Here is a 14242-nt window from a genome sequence, read left to right as displayed (position 1 = left end):
AGGCCCGGCGGCTCAGGCCGCCGCGGCGGCCAAGATCTCGTCGTAGGTCAGCGGCGGGTCGTCCACCGGCGCGGGCGGGTCCTTCGCCAGGCGTTCCTCGAACCTGTCCATGAACCGCTCGGTGTCGCGCACGTCGAGCGGGTGCAGGACATCCGGCCCGAACCGCCACCATCGCAGGGCGTGCAGGCGCGCCACGACGGCGTCGGGGAAGCGCATGCGGATCACCTTGGCCGGGACGCCGCCGACGATGGCGTAGGGCGGCACGTCCCGGGTCACCACCGCGCGGGCGGCGACGATGGCCCCGTCGCCGATGGTCACCCCGCCCTTCAGCAGAGCGCCCTCGCCGATCCACACGTCGTGGCCGACGGTGACGGGCGCCGAGCGGAACTCCTCTGACGGGAACAGCATGAACGAGGTCAGCCGCTTCTCCTCGGTGAGGTAGCGGGAGAAGCCCTCCAGCCCCCAGGGGGAGTAGGAGAAGGGCGAGCTGGTGGCCCAGTCGGTGGGATGCTGCGAGGCCATCACCCCCACGTCGTGGGCGACGGAGCAGTAGCGGCCGACGCGCATGGTGGGCTGCAGCGGGCTGAAGCTGTAGCTGAACGCGCCCAGGGCCGCCGGCAGGGCGTGGCCCGCCAGGATGTGACTGAACCGCTCGATCCGGCAGCCCGGCTCCGCCTGCAGGACCTCGCCCACGCGCCAGCGGGCGCCGCCGCCGAAGCGGTGGGCGATGGTCCGCGCCCGCAGCAGCTCCAGCAGGCTTTCGGTGACGGTGATGTTGGGCAAGCCTTCCCCTCCCGCCCGTCTTTTCGGGCCGGCGGGGCGCGCTGGCAACTAGCCCGCGCAGGTGGACAGGTTGACCGAGCTGGTCTCCGTGCGGGTCCAGGTGTCGCCCGCCTTGGCGAACTCGGCGAAGGCCGAGCCGGGCTTCCCGTCGACGCCCTTGCCCGTGAAGGTCATGGCCGCCACCAGCTTGGCGGTGACGCCCTTGGCCTGTTCCTCCGGCGTGATCGTCCGCTCGGCCTTGCACATGACCTGGAAGGACTCGCAGCCCGCGCCGTCCGTCTTGGTCGCGCAGGCGGGGTTGGAGGCCTCGATCTCCGTCCGCCAGGCCAGGATCTGCTGGTCCAGGCCGGCGAACCGCGGGTCCTCGCCCGAGCCGCCGCCCGCGGCGTCGCCGCCGCTGCTGCAGGCGCCCAGGAGGGCCAGGGACAGGATGGCGGCGGCGGAAAGGGTCTTCACCAAGGATGCTCCGGAAATCGTGATCGGAGCGGCTTATCCGATCAATCGTGGCGCTGGCGTGACGCTCGCACTTTCAGGGGCAGAACGCGCAATCCCGCCTCGGGCTGCGGTGTGACCGCGGTCACGGCGCCGCAATTCCAGGCGCCAGGTCGCCGAACAACGGTTGATCAAGGCTGGTCCCCGGCTAGGGTCCGGGGCCCATGAACCGGCCTACATCCCTCCTGGACTTCACCCCCGAGACCGCCGCCGAGCCTGCGCCGGCCTCACGGCGTCTCGCGTCCGTCGACATCCTGCGCGGCGGGGTGATGGTGCTGATGGTGCTGGACCATGTGCGCGACTATCTGCACAGCCAGGCCTTCCTGTTCGATCCGCTGGACCTGGAGCGCACCTACCCGCTGCTCTTCGCCACCCGCTGGATCACCCACTTCTGCGCCCCCGTGTTCGTCATGCTGGCCGGCGTTTCGGCCTGGCTGCAGTTCGCCCGCGGGAAGAGCCGACCGGAGCTGTCGCGCTTCCTGGCGACCCGCGGCCTGTGGCTCGTGCTGATGGAGCTGACGGTGATCAGCTTCGGCTGGAGCTTCGGCCTCGACTTCCTGTTCCTGCAGGTCATCTGGGCGATCGGATGGTCGATGGTGGCGCTCGCGGCCCTGGTCTGGCTGCCCTGGCGCGCCGTCCTGGCGATCGGGGTGGTGATCGTCGCCGGCCACAACCTGCTCGACCCCGTGCGCCCCGCGGACCTCGGGGCCCTGGCGCCGCTGTGGTCCGTGCTGCACGTCCCCGGTCCGATCCTGGCCGACGGTCGGCTCCTGGGCTTCGTCGCCTATCCGGTGCTGCCCTGGATCGGGGTTATGGCGCTCGGCTTCGGGCTCGGGCCGATCTTCAGCCAGCCCGAGGCGCGCCGCCGGTTCCTGCTCTGCGCCGTGGGCGGCGGCATGCTCGTGCTGTTCCTGATACTGCGCGCCGCCGGCGCCTACGGCGACGCCGACGGCTGGACGAGCCAGGCCTCGCCGGCGCGCACCGTCATGGACTTCCTGTCGACCACCAAGTACCCGCCTTCGCTGCTCTACGCCTGCATGACGCTGGGCCCGGCGCTGCTGCTCCTGCCGCTGCTCGAAAAGCTGCAGGGCCGCTGGGCGGAGCCGTGGGCCACCTTCGGGGCCGTGCCGTTCTTCTTCTACATCGCCCACATCTATGTCGTGCACGCCCTCTCGGCCCTGGCCAGCCTCGCCACCGACTATCCTGTCTGGGGCCTCGACGACATCTTCCGCAACGGCCAGGTCCTGCAGGGCTTCGGCTATCCGCTGCCGGCGGTCTACGGCGTCTGGCTCGCGGTGGCCGCGGCCCTCTACCTGCCATGCCGCTGGTTCGCCGGCGTGAAGCGGCGCAACCCGGGCGGCGTCCTCAGCTACTTCTAGGGGGCGGGGACCACCTCGGAGAGCACCTCGCCCAGCTCGTCGTGCAGCACGAGGTCGGCGTAGGGGTCGAGATCGGTGGGCTCCCGGTTGACGATCGCCAGCGTCGCGCCGTTGCGCTTGGCCAGCAGCGGAAAGCCCGCGGCCGGATAGACCACCAGCGACGAGCCCAGGACGATGAACAGGTCGCAGGCCAGGGTCTCCTCCTCGGCCCGCAGCATCGGCGCCTCCGGCATCGACTGGCCGAAGGAGATGGTGGCGGTCTTCACCAGGCCGCCGCAGCGGCGGCAGTAGGGAATCTCCCCGGCCTTCAGGAAGCTGTCTTTCAGCTCCGCCAGCTCGTGCCGCTCGGCGCACTCCAGGCAGGTGGCGTAGGTGGCGTTGCCGTGCAGCTCGATCACCCGCTCGGCCGGCACGCCCGACTCCTGGTGCAGGTTGTCGACGTTCTGGGTGATCACCGCGCTCACCCGGCCCTGGGCCACCAGGCGGGCCACCGCGTGGTGGCCTGTGTTGGGCTGGCGGCCCGTCCAGCCGGCGCGGCCGGTGAAGGCCCGCTCCCAGGCTTCGCGCCGCTTGGCGGGGTCGGAGACGAAGTCCTGGAAGTAGATCGGCTTCATCTTGCTCCAGACGCCGCCGGGCGAGCGGAAGTCGGGGATGCCGGACTCCGTGGAGATGCCCGCGCCGGTGAACACCACGGCGCGTTCGGAACGGGCGATCAGGCGGGCGAGGTCGGCGCGGCTGGGCATGCGCCGAATTTGGGGCCCCCGCCGCTGGCGCGCCAGTCCCTAGCGCGTCGCGTCGCCGCCCTTGCCGAGCGCGGCGTTGCGCTGGTCGGCGGTCACCGCGTGGTCCTGCCCCGGCGGATGGAAGGCGTTCGGCGCCTCGCCGGCCTCGCCGTGCAGGGTGAGGTCGCGGCGGGCCCGGCCGTGGACCTGCAGGTCGTTGCGCACCTCGCCCACGCCGCCGCAGCGGCGGGCCAGCTGTTCGGCGCGATGCACGTCCGATGCGCCGGGGACCTCGCCGGAGAGGGTGACGACGCCGCCGTCCACCTGCACCTCGATCTCGCGGGCGTCGATCAGCGGGTCCTCCATCAGAGCCTCGGAGACCGCCTCCCGGATGCGCGCGTCCGTGCGGCTCCAGCCGCGCGGCCCGCGGCCGGCGTGCGGACCGGAGCGCTCGTCGGCGCGCTGGTCCATCCAGTTGCGGTCGTCGGCCCCGAAGTCCTCCCCGCGCGGGCCGAAGCTGCGCTCGTAGTCGGCGCCCGACATGCCGCCGCCGTAGGCCTCGCCGCCGAACCCCTCGCGGTAGTCCGAGGGGCTGACGCTGCCGCCGTAGCCCTGGCCCCAGCTGCCGTCGAAGCCCTGGTTCAGCCCGCCGGCGCCGAAGTCGCGGCCGTAACCGCGCCCGTAGCCGGGCTTGCGGACGCCGCCGCCGAGCTCACCGCCCTGGAATCCGGCCTGCCCGAATCCCGCCTGTCCGCCGTCGCGCGGGGTCGTGTCCCGATCCGCCATGGTTCGCTCCTTCGTCTGGGTTCGTGGGCGTAACAGGTCAGCCGCCCCCGCGTTCCGGGCGGCGGCGACGCGGTGTGGGTGGATGCGGAGGGGAAGGGGGCGACCGGCCCGGCCATGGTCGGGGGATGCCAGGGGTGTGGGCCGGGCCGGTCGCTCGCCGCTCGTTTCCGGCAGGCAAGCCGTTGAGCGACGCCCTCTCAACCCACTGTCAAAAAGCAAGTTCCGGGCGGCGGCGAATTTAATCAGCTCCCCAGCCGGTTCCCCCGATCTCCGAGCCGTTCGCCGGCCTGAGCGTCGCCGCGCGGGTCCTTCGCCGGGTGTCCGTCCAGGCTGCCGTAGTTCTGGTCGGCGGAGTCGGCCGTGTCGGCGCGCGGATCGCGCACGGCGCCGCCTTCCTCCGGGTTGTGCGCGGCCTCGGTGTCGGACGGGCGGTCGGGCGCGGGCGCGTCCGGCTGCGGGATCACCCGCGGCTCGCCGCCCGGGTTGGCGGGATTGCCGGAGATGTTGGGCTGGCTCTGGTTCTCGGGCATGGCCGTCTCCTCTTGGGTTCGGGAGAGGAAGGCCCGGACTCGGCCCGATGTTCCCCGCTCAGCCGGGCGGAGCGCCCACGGCGGCGGCGAGGGCGGCGGGCTCCAGGCCCTCCACCTCGATCTGCTTGGTTCGGGCGGTGTCCCCCCGCAGGATCCGCAGGGCGGACTTCGGCCGGCCGAGCGCCTTGGCCAGCACCGCAACGACCGCGGCGTTGGCCTGGCCGTCGGCGGCGGCGGCGGCGACCCTGACCTTCAGGACCGGGCGGCCCGCCTCGTCCTGCGTCCAGCCCTCGACGGCGTCGCGGCCGCCCCGGGGCGTCACCCGGACGGTCAGCCGCACGGGCTCAGAAGCTGACCATGCGGATCAGGAAGCCCTCGAGCGCCGGCAGGATGTACCGCTGCAGCCCGAAGATCACGAGGATCACGATGATCGGGCTGATGTCGACGGTGCCCAGCGGCGGGATGATCCGGCGGAACGGCCGCAGCACCGGGTCTGTCACCGCGTCGAGGAACCGGCTGACATTGTAGACGAAGCGGTTGCGCAGGTTGATCACGTCGAAGACCACCAGCCAGGACAGGATCGCGCTGATGATGATCGCCCAGACGAGCAGGCCGAGCAGGCTGCTCAGGATGAAGAAGATGAACTGGATGATCGCGACCATGGCCCTGTCCCGTTACCTGGACTCGGCTTCTAACCCGCTTTCGCCCGCTGGCAAGGCGCCGCACCGCGCGGCGGGCGCTTGACAGGGGGCCGGGCGATAGGGCTATTCCGCGCCTTCCTGGGGCCGTAGCTCAGTTGGTAGAGCGCCTCGTTCGCAATGAGGAGGTCAGGGGTTCGACTCCCCTCGGCTCCACCAGGAACCTTCCGCACATCAGAAATGCGCAGCGGCTCGGCGGGGCCGGCGCCGCTGTGCGCGCAAGGAAATCCCCGCCGGATCGCTCCGGCGGGGGTCCAGACGCTACGCGGACAGGGGAAACTCAGTACTGGCTGCGGTTGTCCTGCCGCTGCCGGCGCAGGCTGTCGCTCAGCGCGTCGAGCCGCGCGTCCAGCGAGGCCTGGTTCTGCGGGCTCACCTGGCCGCGGCGGTGCGGCATGCGGCTCTCGTCGTAGCGGATCGCCTGCAGGGTGCGGGTGGCGCGGTTCGCCTCGCGGGGGCTCAGGACGTCGCGGCTGGCGTCGCGCTGGATGCGCTGCTCGATCCAGGCCATGCGTCCGCGGAAGTCGGTGGGCGCATTGCGCCACTCGTCGCGGGTGTCGCCGTAGCTGGCGTTCGAGCCGTAGCCGGCGGCGGCCGGGGCGGTGGCGATCCAGCGGCCGCGGGCGTCGTAGTAGCCCTGGGCCGGACCGGCCCGCCAGCGGCCGTTGGCGTCGTAGTAGCCGGGCTGGGCGTCGGCGACCCAGACGCCGTTGGCGTCGCGGCGGCCGGCGGCCTGGCCGGGAATCCAGCGGCCGTTCGCGTCGTAGCGGCCGGTGGCGGGACCGGCCACCCAGCGGCCGCGGCTGTCGTAGTAGCCCGGCGCGGCGCCGGCCACCCACTGGCCGCTGGTGTCGTAGTAGCCGCTGGCGGACGCCGGCACCCACCGGCCGTTGCGGTCGTAATAGCCGGCGGCCTGGGCGTTGGTGGAGGCGGTGACCCAGCGGCCCTGGCTGTCGTAGTGGCCGTTGGGCGCGCCCTCGACCCAGTCGCCGCTGCGGTCGAAGTAGCCCCGCGCGTCGGCGCGGCGGACATCGTTGGCGTGCCAGGCGCCGTTGGCGTCGTAGTAGCCATAGGCGTGGGCGCAGTCGGCCTTGGACTTGGAGAGCTGGTTGCCCAGCAGGGCTCCGCCCAGACCGCCGATCACGGCGCCCTTGGTGCGGTCGTCCTTGCCGGCCACCGCGCCGCCCAGCAGGGCGCCGATGCCGGCTCCGGCCACGGTGCCCATGGTGCGTTGGTTGCGCTGCTGCTCGCAGGTCTGGGCGGCGGCGAACGAGGGGATCAGGGTCGCTGCGGCAAAGCCGGCGACGATCAGGTGTTTACGCATTGGAAGTTGGCTCCTGGAAAGGATTCGCTCCCTTCCTCGATGTGTAAACGCATCGTCAAGGCCAAGGTTCCGTCTTGCGCTAAATAAAACTAGTATATCTCCAAGGTGAATACATGTTCATATCGTGATTGTTCATCCATATTCCAGATTAACGCGCGCCGGGGGCATCGTCGGCGGCCCTCCTTCGGCCGGTATTGTCCATCGGCGGCGGTGAATTCGCGCCATTCGTTCGTGTTCGTTGAAGCGGTCGCCCGCGCAGCCTATCTTGCGGTTCCACAAACCCGGACGATCCCCCTGTTCCTCGACCGCCTCCTCGGCCGCCACCGCAAACAGGACATCCTGCCCACCACGGGCGGCCGCCGCGTCTATGCGGTGGGCGACGTGCACGGACGGCTGGACGCGCTGCAGCCCCTGATCCGCGCCATCGCCGACGACCTGGAGGCCGCGCCGCCGCCGGAGCCGGCGCTGCTGGTCTTCCTGGGCGACTATGTGGATCGCGGGCCCGAGTCCAAGGGCGTGGTCGACCTGGTGCTGAAGATGCGGGCCACGGCCGGCCTCGAGACCCGGGCGCTGAAGGGCAACCACGAGGAGGCCCTGCTGCAGTTCCTGGCCGAGCCCTCCTTCGGCGCCACCTGGATGGAGCACGGCGGCGGGCCGACCCTGGTCTCCTACGGCGTGCAGCCGCCGCCCACCCGCACCGACAACGACGCCTGGGCCCGGGCTCGCGACGAGCTGGAGCGCGTGCTGCCCGCCGAGCACCGCGCTTTCTACGAGAACCTCGAGCTGATGCTGGACGTCGGCGACTACGCCTTCGTCCACGCCGGCGTCCGGCCGGGCATCGCCTGGGACCAGCAGGCCGAGCGCGACCTCCTGTGGATCCGCCAGGAGTTCCTGCAGGAGAAGGGCCCCTTCGGGAAGGTCATCGTCCACGGGCATACGCCGATGGAGGAGGCGCAGCTCACCCGTCACCGGCTGGGCATCGACACCGGCTGCTACGCCACCGGCGTGCTCACCGCCGTGCGCCTGCAGGACGCCGACCAGCGGCTGATTCAGGTGAAGGCCGAGCGCCGCTTCGGCTAGGCGTGGATGGCCCGCTCGGTCCGGATCGGGCGGCGCCAGGCTTCCATCAGCGCGAAGGCGCCGAACGCCATCAGGCCCAGCGCCAGCAGCGCCAGGGCGGCGTCCCCCAGCGGCAGGTCCTCCAGCGCGTCCAGGGTGCTGCCGAGGCCGCGGGCCTCCGCGGTCCGCGCCCGCCAGCCCGCCAGGATGAGGAAGACGCCGCCGGGCAGGAAGGCGAACCCGCGGGCCAGGTAGCCCAGCCGCCCCAGCCAGCCGGCGAGGCGCTTGGTCTCGCTGTCGCCCTTCAGATCGCGGCCGAAATGGTCGAAGCCGGCCCGCAGGATGTTGCCCACGGCGACGCCGGCGACGAACAGGCCCACGGCCATCACCAGGAACTCGCCGGCCGGCAGTTCGAGCGCCTTGGCCACCGCCTCGCGGGTGGCGGCCCTGTCGTCCGCCTCGTGCAGGTCCTCGATGGCGTCCAGGAGGCCGAAGACCGAGATCGCCAGGCCGGCGTGCACCGCGCCGCTGACCGCCTGGCCCGCGCGGCAGGCCAGCGCCTTGGGCGACCGGCCCAGCCGGTCGGGATCGAACAGCGCCTGCAGCGCGCGCCAGCCGGCGAAGCCGTAGAGGCCGAGGCCGGTCAGCCAGAGCAGGACCACGCCCGGCGGCCACTTCCCCCAGGCCTCCAGCGCGCCGAGCGCGCCCTCCGCGCGCGGGGTCAGGTCCGCTGCGGCCATCAGCCCGATCGCCCCGATGCTGAGATAGACCGCGCCGCGCGCCGCATAGCCCGCGCGCGCCGCCACCTCGGCCAGGGTCGCCCATGGCCAGCGGGCGAAGCGCCCGCTCAGGCGGCGGAACACCGGGGATCTGGAGAGGAAGGCGACCGACATCGCCTGCCACAAGGCTCGGCCGTGGGGGAGGTTCCCTTTCCTCCTAGTGGGCGTCGTCCCAGTTGGCCGCGGCGCGGGCCTCGACCACCAGCGGCACGGACAGCGACACCGCCGGCTCGTGGGCGCTCTCCATGATTTCGCGCGCCACCGCGATCACCCGATCGGCCTCGGCCTCGGGCGCCTCGAAGACGAGTTCGTCGTGCACCTGCAGCAGCATCTTCGCCGTCAGGCCGGCCTCGCGCAGCGCGTCCGGCATGCGGATCATGGCGCGCCGGATCACATCGGCCGCCGCCCCCTGGATCGGGGCGTTGATCGCCGCACGGTCGGCGAAGCCGCGCTCGGCCTGGCTCTTCCCGCGCGCGGCGGGGATGTGGACCTTGCGGCCGAAGATGGTGGTCACGAAGGCCTGGCTGCGCACCTGCTGCTGCATGCGGTCCATGTAGGTCCGGATGCCGGGGAAGCGCTCGAAGTAGGTCTTGATGTAGGCCCCGGCCTCCTCGCGGCTGATGCCCAGCTGGTTGGAGAGGCCGAAGGCCGAGATGCCGTAGACGATGCCGAAGTTGATCGCCTTGGCGCGCCGCCGCGTCTCGGCCGGCATCCCCTCCACCGGCACGCCGAACATCTCGGACGCCGTCATGGCGTGGATGTCGAGGCCCTCCTTGAAGGCCCGCTTGAGCTGCGGGATGTCGCCGATGTGGGCGAGCAGGCGCAGCTCGATCTGGCTGTAGTCGGCGCTGATCAGGACATTGCCCGGCTCGGCGATGAAGCAGCGGCGGATCTTGCGCCCCTCCTCCGTGCGGATGGGGATGTTCTGCAGGTTGGGGTCGCTGGAGGCGAGCCGCCCGGTGGTCGCCGCCGCCAGCGAATAGGAGGTGTGCACCCGGCCCGTCTTCGGGTCGATCGCGGCCACCAGGTTGTCGGTGTAGGTGCCCTTCAGCTTGGAGAGCTGGCGCCAGTCGAGCAGCACCCGCGGCAGCTCATGGCCCTGGGCGGCCAGGTCCTCCAGCATGGAGGCGTCGGTGGAGAGCTGGCCCGTTGCGGTGAACTTGCCCGAGCCCAGCCCCATCTCCTTGAACAGCACCTCGCCGATCTGCTTGGGGCTGCCCAGGTTGAACGGCCGTCCGGCCAGCCGGTGGGCCTCAGTCTCCAGCTCGCCCATCCTGACCGAGAAGTCGTTGGAGAGCTGGCGCAGGCGCTCGGGATCGACCTTCACCCCGGCGAGCTCCATCTCGACCAGGACCTTCGGCATCGGCCGCTCGACGGTCTCGTAGACGGTGAGCAGGCCCTCGTGCGCGAGCCTCGGCCGCAGGTGCTCGTAGAGCCTGAGCGTCACGTCGGCGTCCTCGGCGGCGTAGCAGGTCGCCGCCCCCAGCTCGACGTGCTTGAAGCTCTTCTGGCTCTTGCCGGTCCCGGCCACGGTCTTGAAGCTGATCGGCTCGTGGCCCAGCCACAGCTTGGAGAGCTCGTCCATGCCGTGGCTCTTGTGCAGCCCGCCCTCGAGGGTGAACGAGATCAGCATGGTGTCCTCGATGGGCCCCACGTCGATGCCGTAGCGGGACAGGACGGCCAGGTCGTACTTGCCGTTCTGGGCGACCTTCAGGACCGACGGGTCCTCCAGCAGCGGCTTGAGCCGTGCGATCACCTGCTCGCAGGGGATCTGCACCAGCTCCTCCTTCCCGTCGAAGTTCAGGCCGCCGTCGCCCTCGTGCTCGTGTTCGTGACCCACCGGGATGTAGCAGGCCTCGCCGGGCGCCACCGCCAGCGAGACGCCGCAGAGGTTGGCGCTGGTCGCCGAGAGCGCGTCGGTTTCGGTGTCGAAGGCGACGATCCCGGCGGCCCGGGCCCGCGCGATCCAGGCGTCGAGGGTCTCCACGTCGCGCACGCACTGGTAGGCGTTCACGTCGACGGCGCCGTGCTGCGGCGGCGCCTTGGCGCGCACCTCGGGGGCCGGCGTCGCCACCGCCGGCTGGCCGCCCGCCTTGCCGTCGCCGATCCGGCGGGCCAGCGTGCGGAACTCCATCCGCTCCAGGAACTCGGCCAGCACCGCGGGGTCGGGATCGTCCACCGCCAGCTCGTCGATGGGCGAGGGCAGCGGGGTGTCGCAGTCCAGCTTCACCAGTTCGCGGGAGAGCCGGATCTGGTCGGCGTACTCGATCAGGGTCTCGCGCCGCTTCGGCTGCTTGATCTCGGAGGCCCGCGACAGCAGCGTGTCGAGGTCGCCGAACTCGTTGATCAGCTGCGAGGCGGTCTTGATGCCGATGCCCGGCGCGCCGGGGACGTTGTCCACCGAATCGCCGCAGAGCGCCTGCACATCGACGACCTTCTCCGGCGGAACGCCGAACTTCTCGATCACCTGCTCGATGCCGATCTTCAGGTTCTTCATGGTGTCGAGCATGAAGACCTGCGGACCCACCAGCTGCATCAGGTCCTTGTCGGAAGAGACGATCATCACCTCGCCGCCCAGGTCGCGGACCTTGCAGGCGTAGGCGGCGATCAGGTCGTCGGCCTCGTAGCCGGGCAGCTCCAGGCAGGGCACGCCGAAGGCCCGCGTGGCCTCCCGCACCAGCGGGAACTGCGGGACGAGATCCTCCGGCGGCGGCGGCCGGTGGGCCTTGTACTTGTCGTAGAGCTTGTTGCGGAAGGTGTCCTCGGAATGGTCGAAGACCACCGCCAGGTGGGTCGGCGCGTCGGCCTGGCTGCGCATCTCCACGAGCAGCTTCCAGAGCATGCTGCAGAAGCCGGAGACCGCGCCCACCGGCAGGCCGTCGGACTTGCGGGTCAGCGGCGGCAGGGCATGGAAGGCGCGGAAGATGAAGCCCGAGCCGTCCACCAGGTAGAGCCGGACCTTGGGGCCGTCCTGCGTCGTCTCGCGTGGAATCTCGGCCAGGGTTTCGGGGATGGCGTCGAGGGTATCGGTCATGGGCGGAACATAGGCGCGGGAGCCCGCAAGGTCATCTGCGACCGTTCGCGAAAACCGCGGCGTCGGCCGCCACCCGGTCGACCACGCCCGCCCAGGCGCCGGGCGCCTCCTGCCGGTAGAGCCTCGCCGAGGGATACCAGGGGGAATCGGGGCGATCCCGCAGCCAGCGCCAGTCGGTGTCCACCGCCGACAGCATCACGAAGCACGGCTTGCCCATGGCCCCGGCCAGGTGCGCGACCGAGGTGTCGACGGTGACCACCAGGTCGAGCCCCGCAATCAGGTCGGCCGTGTCGGCGAAGTCCTTCGCTCCCGTTTGCTCGGGGCGGAGGTCGATCACCGCGCCGGGCAGCTGCGCCGCGAGCCGCGCGGCCTCGGCGGCCGGCAGCGAGCGGTTGGCGTCGTTGGGGTGCGAGGGATTGCCCGCCGCCATCAGCCCGACCCGGAAGCCCGGCGGCAGGGCCGGCGGCGGCCCCGGCGCCCGCAGGTAGGGCGCGCCCGGGATCGCGTCGAGCGCCAGTCCCATGCGGCCGGCGATCGAACAGGTCATCACCCAGTAGTCGGGGTCGGGGAAGTCCACCGCCCCGGCCGCCGCCAGCACCCGCACCGGCAGCGAGGCCTCGAACAGCCTGGCCAGCGGCGGCAGGCAGATCAGGGTCACGTCGGCGCCGCGCGTCTGCAGGATCGGCGCGAAGCGGGCGAACTGGATCTGGTCGCCGAAGCCCTGCTCGGGCCAGATCAGCAGGCGCTTGCCGGCGAGATCCTCGCCCTGCCACTCGGGGAAGGGCAGGGGCGGCTTGGCCATGCGGCCGATGGCGTGGCGGGCGTCGTAGAGCGCAAACCCCTCCGCGTGCCGCCCCTGGCCGAGCAGCAGCGCGCCCAGCGCCGCCGCGCTGGCCGGCGCGCCGGGCGAGAGCGCGAGCGCCTTGCGGTAGGCGGCCTCGGCCCCGGCGAGGTCCCCCTGCCGGGCCAGGATCCAACCCAGGTGGTGGTGCGGCTCGGCCGCCTTCGGGTCGCGCGCCGCCGCCTGCCGGTAGAGCGCGGCGGCCTCGTCCAGCCGGCCCTGGTCGCGCAGCGCCGTGGCGCGCGCCAGGAGGTCGGCTATAGGGTTCGGCATGGCCACGACGTTCCTCCACCTGGCGACCCCCTGCTACGGCGGCCAGGCCCATGTCGTCTACATGCGCTCGCTGCTGGCGCTGCGCCCGGCCTGCGCCGCGCGCGGGATCGCGCTCTGGCCCGACGCCGGCGGCGGCGAGGCTCTGATCGGCCGCGGCCGCGGCGGCTACCTCGCCAAGTTCCTGCGCTCGGAGGCGACCCACCTGCTGTTCGTCGACGCCGACGTGGGCTTTCCGCCACAGGCCGTGTTCCGCCTGCTCGACAGCGGCCATGACGTGGTCGGCGGCCTCTATCCCCGGCGCGCCCAGGACTGGACGGCGGTCCGCGCCGGCGCCCCGCTCGCCTGGGAGGCCGACGAGTTGCCGGGCGAGGAGACCGGCGCCGACGGCTTCCGCCGGATGGCCGCGGTGGGCGCGGGCTTCCTGCTGATCGCCCGGCCGGCCGCCGAGCGGATGGCCGAGGCCTACGGCCAGCTCCGCGCCAAGCTCGGCGACGTCCACGGCGCGGGCCCGGGCCAGGCGCTGATGGTTTTCGACAGCTTCGTGGAGCCGGAGACCCGCCGCTATCTCAACGACTGGCAGGCCTTCGCCCGCCGCTGGCGCGACCTGGGCGGCGACGTCTGGGCCGACACCCGCGCCGGCCTCACCCACATGGGCGACGTGGCGCTTACCGCGTGAAGCGCGCGTTGAGGTTCGGCAGCCCCTCGGCGGCGAACGCCCCCGCCTCGCCGGTCTCCAGATAGGCCGCGACGCCCTTCGCCAGGGTGGCGTAGGCCAGCCGGAACGGCGCGGTGGCCGAGCTCAGCCGGCGCACGCCCAGCGCCTGCAGTCGCGCCGCCGGCGGCAGGGCCGGCAGCAGCATGATGTTCAGCGGCAGGGCGATGGCCTGCGCCAGCCGCCCGATCAGCGCCTCGTCGGAGGGGCCGGGCACGAAGATCCCGCTCGCCCCGGCCGCCGCATAGAGCCCGGCGCGCCGCACGGTCTCCGCCTCCGCCGCCTCGCCCTCCGCCAGCCCCTTCAGGTAGACGTCGGTGCGGGCGTTGATGAACAGGTCGACGCCGGCCTTTTCGGCCGCCTTGCGCGCCGCCTCGACCTTGCGGGCGTGCAGGTCCGGGTCGCGGCCGCCGTCCTCGAAGTTGATTCCGACGGCCCCGGCCTCGATCACCCGGGCGATGTTGCCGGCGAGCGCGGCGAGGTCGTCGGTGTAGCCGCCCTCGAAGTCGCAGGTGACGGGGACGTCGACCACCCGGGCGATCTCCGCGACGGTCGCCACCACCTTCTCCATCGGCAGGGCGTCCCCGTCGGGATAGCCGTGCGCCCAGGCGACCGCCGCCGAGGAGGTGGCCACCGCCTTCGCGCCTGCGTCCGCCATCAGGGCGGCGCTGGCCGCGTCCCAGGCGTTGGGCAGGACCAGGATCTCAGCCCCCCGGTGCAGGGCGTGCAAGGTCTCGGCGGCTTGGGTCTGGGTCATCTGGTCCCCTCCGGTTCAGCTTGAGCTTTGACGGCCACATGGGGAGCCGTGTGACAAGCCGCTCGCGGATTCC

General features: G+C 72.1%; 15 protein-coding genes and 1 tRNA gene. 4 read left to right on the top strand and 12 right to left on the bottom strand.

The window, feature by feature from the left end:
* Window positions 1-12: 12 nt before the first annotated feature.
* Both VM685_RS05815 and VM685_RS05810 read right to left on the bottom strand, forming a co-directional pair.
* Window positions 13-783 carry a CatB-related O-acetyltransferase gene (locus VM685_RS05815; RefSeq protein ID WP_325459178.1) on the bottom strand — a complete coding sequence of 257 codons (771 nt, stop codon included), beginning with the start codon at window positions 781-783 and terminating at the stop codon, window positions 13-15.
* Between the two features lie 48 nt (window positions 784-831).
* Window positions 832-1239: a hypothetical protein gene (locus VM685_RS05810; RefSeq protein WP_325459177.1), complete on the bottom strand. Its 408-nt coding sequence runs from the start codon at window positions 1237-1239 to the stop codon at window positions 832-834.
* A gap of 200 nt (window positions 1240-1439) precedes the next feature.
* On the opposite strand from VM685_RS05810, the gene VM685_RS05805 reads away from it, so the two are divergent.
* Window positions 1440-2654, top strand: coding sequence for a DUF1624 domain-containing protein (locus tag VM685_RS05805; protein ID WP_325459176.1), 1215 nt, complete (start codon window positions 1440-1442; stop codon window positions 2652-2654).
* Here the strand turns inward: VM685_RS05805 and VM685_RS05800 are convergent.
* The 5 genes from VM685_RS05800 to VM685_RS05780 form a co-directional block, all read right to left on the bottom strand.
* Window positions 2651-3397 carry a Sir2 family NAD-dependent protein deacetylase gene (locus tag VM685_RS05800; RefSeq protein ID WP_325459175.1) on the bottom strand — a complete coding sequence of 249 codons (747 nt, stop codon included), beginning with the start codon at window positions 3395-3397 and terminating at the stop codon, window positions 2651-2653. The genes VM685_RS05805 and VM685_RS05800 overlap by 4 nt on opposite strands.
* Window positions 3398-3436: 39 nt before the next feature.
* Window positions 3437-4162 carry a BON domain-containing protein gene (locus VM685_RS05795; RefSeq protein ID WP_325459174.1) on the bottom strand — a complete coding sequence of 242 codons (726 nt, stop codon included), beginning with the start codon at window positions 4160-4162 and terminating at the stop codon, window positions 3437-3439.
* Between the two features lie 242 nt (window positions 4163-4404).
* Complete coding sequence (locus VM685_RS05790; RefSeq protein WP_325459173.1) at window positions 4405-4692, bottom strand: hypothetical protein; 288 nt, start codon at window positions 4690-4692, stop codon at window positions 4405-4407.
* A 58-nt stretch (window positions 4693-4750) separates the two neighbouring features.
* Window positions 4751-5032 (bottom strand): DUF167 family protein, encoded by a 282-nt coding sequence (locus VM685_RS05785; RefSeq protein ID WP_325459172.1) that lies wholly within the window; start codon window positions 5030-5032, stop codon window positions 4751-4753.
* Window positions 5033-5036: 4 nt separating this feature from the next.
* Window positions 5037-5354, bottom strand: coding sequence for a YggT family protein (locus tag VM685_RS05780; protein WP_325459171.1), 318 nt, complete (start codon window positions 5352-5354; stop codon window positions 5037-5039).
* A gap of 119 nt (window positions 5355-5473) precedes the next feature.
* On the opposite strand from VM685_RS05780, the gene VM685_RS05775 reads away from it, so the two are divergent.
* A tRNA-Ala gene (locus VM685_RS05775) sits at window positions 5474-5549 on the top strand.
* 121 nt (window positions 5550-5670) lie between these two features.
* On the opposite strand, the gene VM685_RS05770 is transcribed toward VM685_RS05775, so the two are convergent.
* A complete protein-coding gene (locus tag VM685_RS05770; protein WP_325459170.1) occupies window positions 5671-6714 on the bottom strand; it encodes a glycine zipper 2TM domain-containing protein in 1044 nt (347 codons plus the stop codon).
* Between the two features lie 231 nt (window positions 6715-6945).
* On the opposite strand from VM685_RS05770, the gene VM685_RS05765 reads away from it, so the two are divergent.
* The gene (locus VM685_RS05765) at window positions 6946-7794 is read left to right on the top strand and encodes a metallophosphoesterase family protein (protein WP_325459169.1); all 849 of its coding nucleotides are present in this window, start codon (window positions 6946-6948) and stop codon (window positions 7792-7794) included.
* Here VM685_RS05765 and VM685_RS05760 read toward each other — a convergent pair.
* Genes VM685_RS05760 through VM685_RS05750 form a run of 3 tightly spaced genes read right to left on the bottom strand, consistent with a single transcriptional unit; the run spans window position 7791 to window position 12700 of the window.
* The gene (locus tag VM685_RS05760; protein WP_325459168.1) at window positions 7791-8666 is read right to left on the bottom strand and encodes a DUF1206 domain-containing protein; all 876 of its coding nucleotides are present in this window, start codon (window positions 8664-8666) and stop codon (window positions 7791-7793) included. The genes VM685_RS05765 and VM685_RS05760 overlap by 4 nt on opposite strands.
* 43 nt (window positions 8667-8709) lie before the next feature.
* On the bottom strand, window positions 8710-11586 hold the full coding sequence (polA, locus tag VM685_RS05755) for a DNA polymerase I (RefSeq protein ID WP_325459167.1): 2877 nt from the start codon (window positions 11584-11586) through the stop codon (window positions 8710-8712).
* A gap of 31 nt (window positions 11587-11617) precedes the next feature.
* Window positions 11618-12700 (bottom strand): glycosyltransferase family 9 protein, encoded by a 1083-nt coding sequence (locus VM685_RS05750; protein WP_325459166.1) that lies wholly within the window; start codon window positions 12698-12700, stop codon window positions 11618-11620.
* Here VM685_RS05750 and VM685_RS05745 point away from each other — a divergent pair.
* Window positions 12699-13376 (top strand): hypothetical protein, encoded by a 678-nt coding sequence (locus tag VM685_RS05745; RefSeq protein WP_325459165.1) that lies wholly within the window; start codon window positions 12699-12701, stop codon window positions 13374-13376. The two genes, VM685_RS05750 and VM685_RS05745, sit on opposite strands and share 2 nt — an antisense overlap.
* On the opposite strand, the gene VM685_RS05740 is transcribed toward VM685_RS05745, so the two are convergent.
* A complete protein-coding gene (locus VM685_RS05740) occupies window positions 13366-14169 on the bottom strand; it encodes an isocitrate lyase/phosphoenolpyruvate mutase family protein (RefSeq protein WP_325459164.1) in 804 nt (267 codons plus the stop codon). The genes VM685_RS05745 and VM685_RS05740 overlap by 11 nt on opposite strands.
* Between the last annotated feature and the right edge of the window lie 73 nt (window positions 14170-14242).

It is taken from the genome of Phenylobacterium sp., from assembly GCF_035539035.1.
In the GTDB taxonomy this organism is placed as follows: domain Bacteria; phylum Pseudomonadota; class Alphaproteobacteria; order Caulobacterales; family Caulobacteraceae; genus Phenylobacterium.
The sequence above is the reverse complement of the archived record's forward strand: the minus strand, read 5'-3'. Positions and strand labels throughout refer to the sequence as shown.

Excerpts from the sequence above, each read along its gene's own strand:
- VM685_RS05805 (WP_325459176.1), top strand. The coding sequence starts at position 1,440 with ATGAACCGGCCTACATCCCTCCTGGACTTCACCCCCGAGACCGCCGCC.
- VM685_RS05800 (WP_325459175.1), bottom strand. The coding sequence starts at position 3,397 with ATGCCCAGCCGCGCCGACCTCGCCCGCCTGATCGCCCGTTCCGAACGC.
- VM685_RS05795 (WP_325459174.1), bottom strand. The coding sequence starts at position 4,162 with ATGGCGGATCGGGACACGACCCCGCGCGACGGCGGACAGGCGGGATTC.
- VM685_RS05790 (WP_325459173.1), bottom strand. The coding sequence starts at position 4,692 with ATGCCCGAGAACCAGAGCCAGCCCAACATCTCCGGCAATCCCGCCAAC.
- VM685_RS05780 (WP_325459171.1), bottom strand. The coding sequence starts at position 5,354 with ATGGTCGCGATCATCCAGTTCATCTTCTTCATCCTGAGCAGCCTGCTC.
- VM685_RS05770 (WP_325459170.1), bottom strand. The coding sequence starts at position 6,714 with ATGCGTAAACACCTGATCGTCGCCGGCTTTGCCGCAGCGACCCTGATC.
- VM685_RS05760 (WP_325459168.1), bottom strand. The coding sequence starts at position 8,666 with ATGTCGGTCGCCTTCCTCTCCAGATCCCCGGTGTTCCGCCGCCTGAGC.
- polA (WP_325459167.1), bottom strand. The coding sequence starts at position 11,586 with ATGACCGATACCCTCGACGCCATCCCCGAAACCCTGGCCGAGATTCCA.
- VM685_RS05745 (WP_325459165.1), top strand. The coding sequence starts at position 12,699 with ATGGCCACGACGTTCCTCCACCTGGCGACCCCCTGCTACGGCGGCCAG.
- VM685_RS05750 (WP_325459166.1), bottom strand. The coding sequence starts at position 12,700 with ATGCCGAACCCTATAGCCGACCTCCTGGCGCGCGCCACGGCGCTGCGC.
- VM685_RS05740 (WP_325459164.1), bottom strand. The coding sequence starts at position 14,169 with ATGACCCAGACCCAAGCCGCCGAGACCTTGCACGCCCTGCACCGGGGG.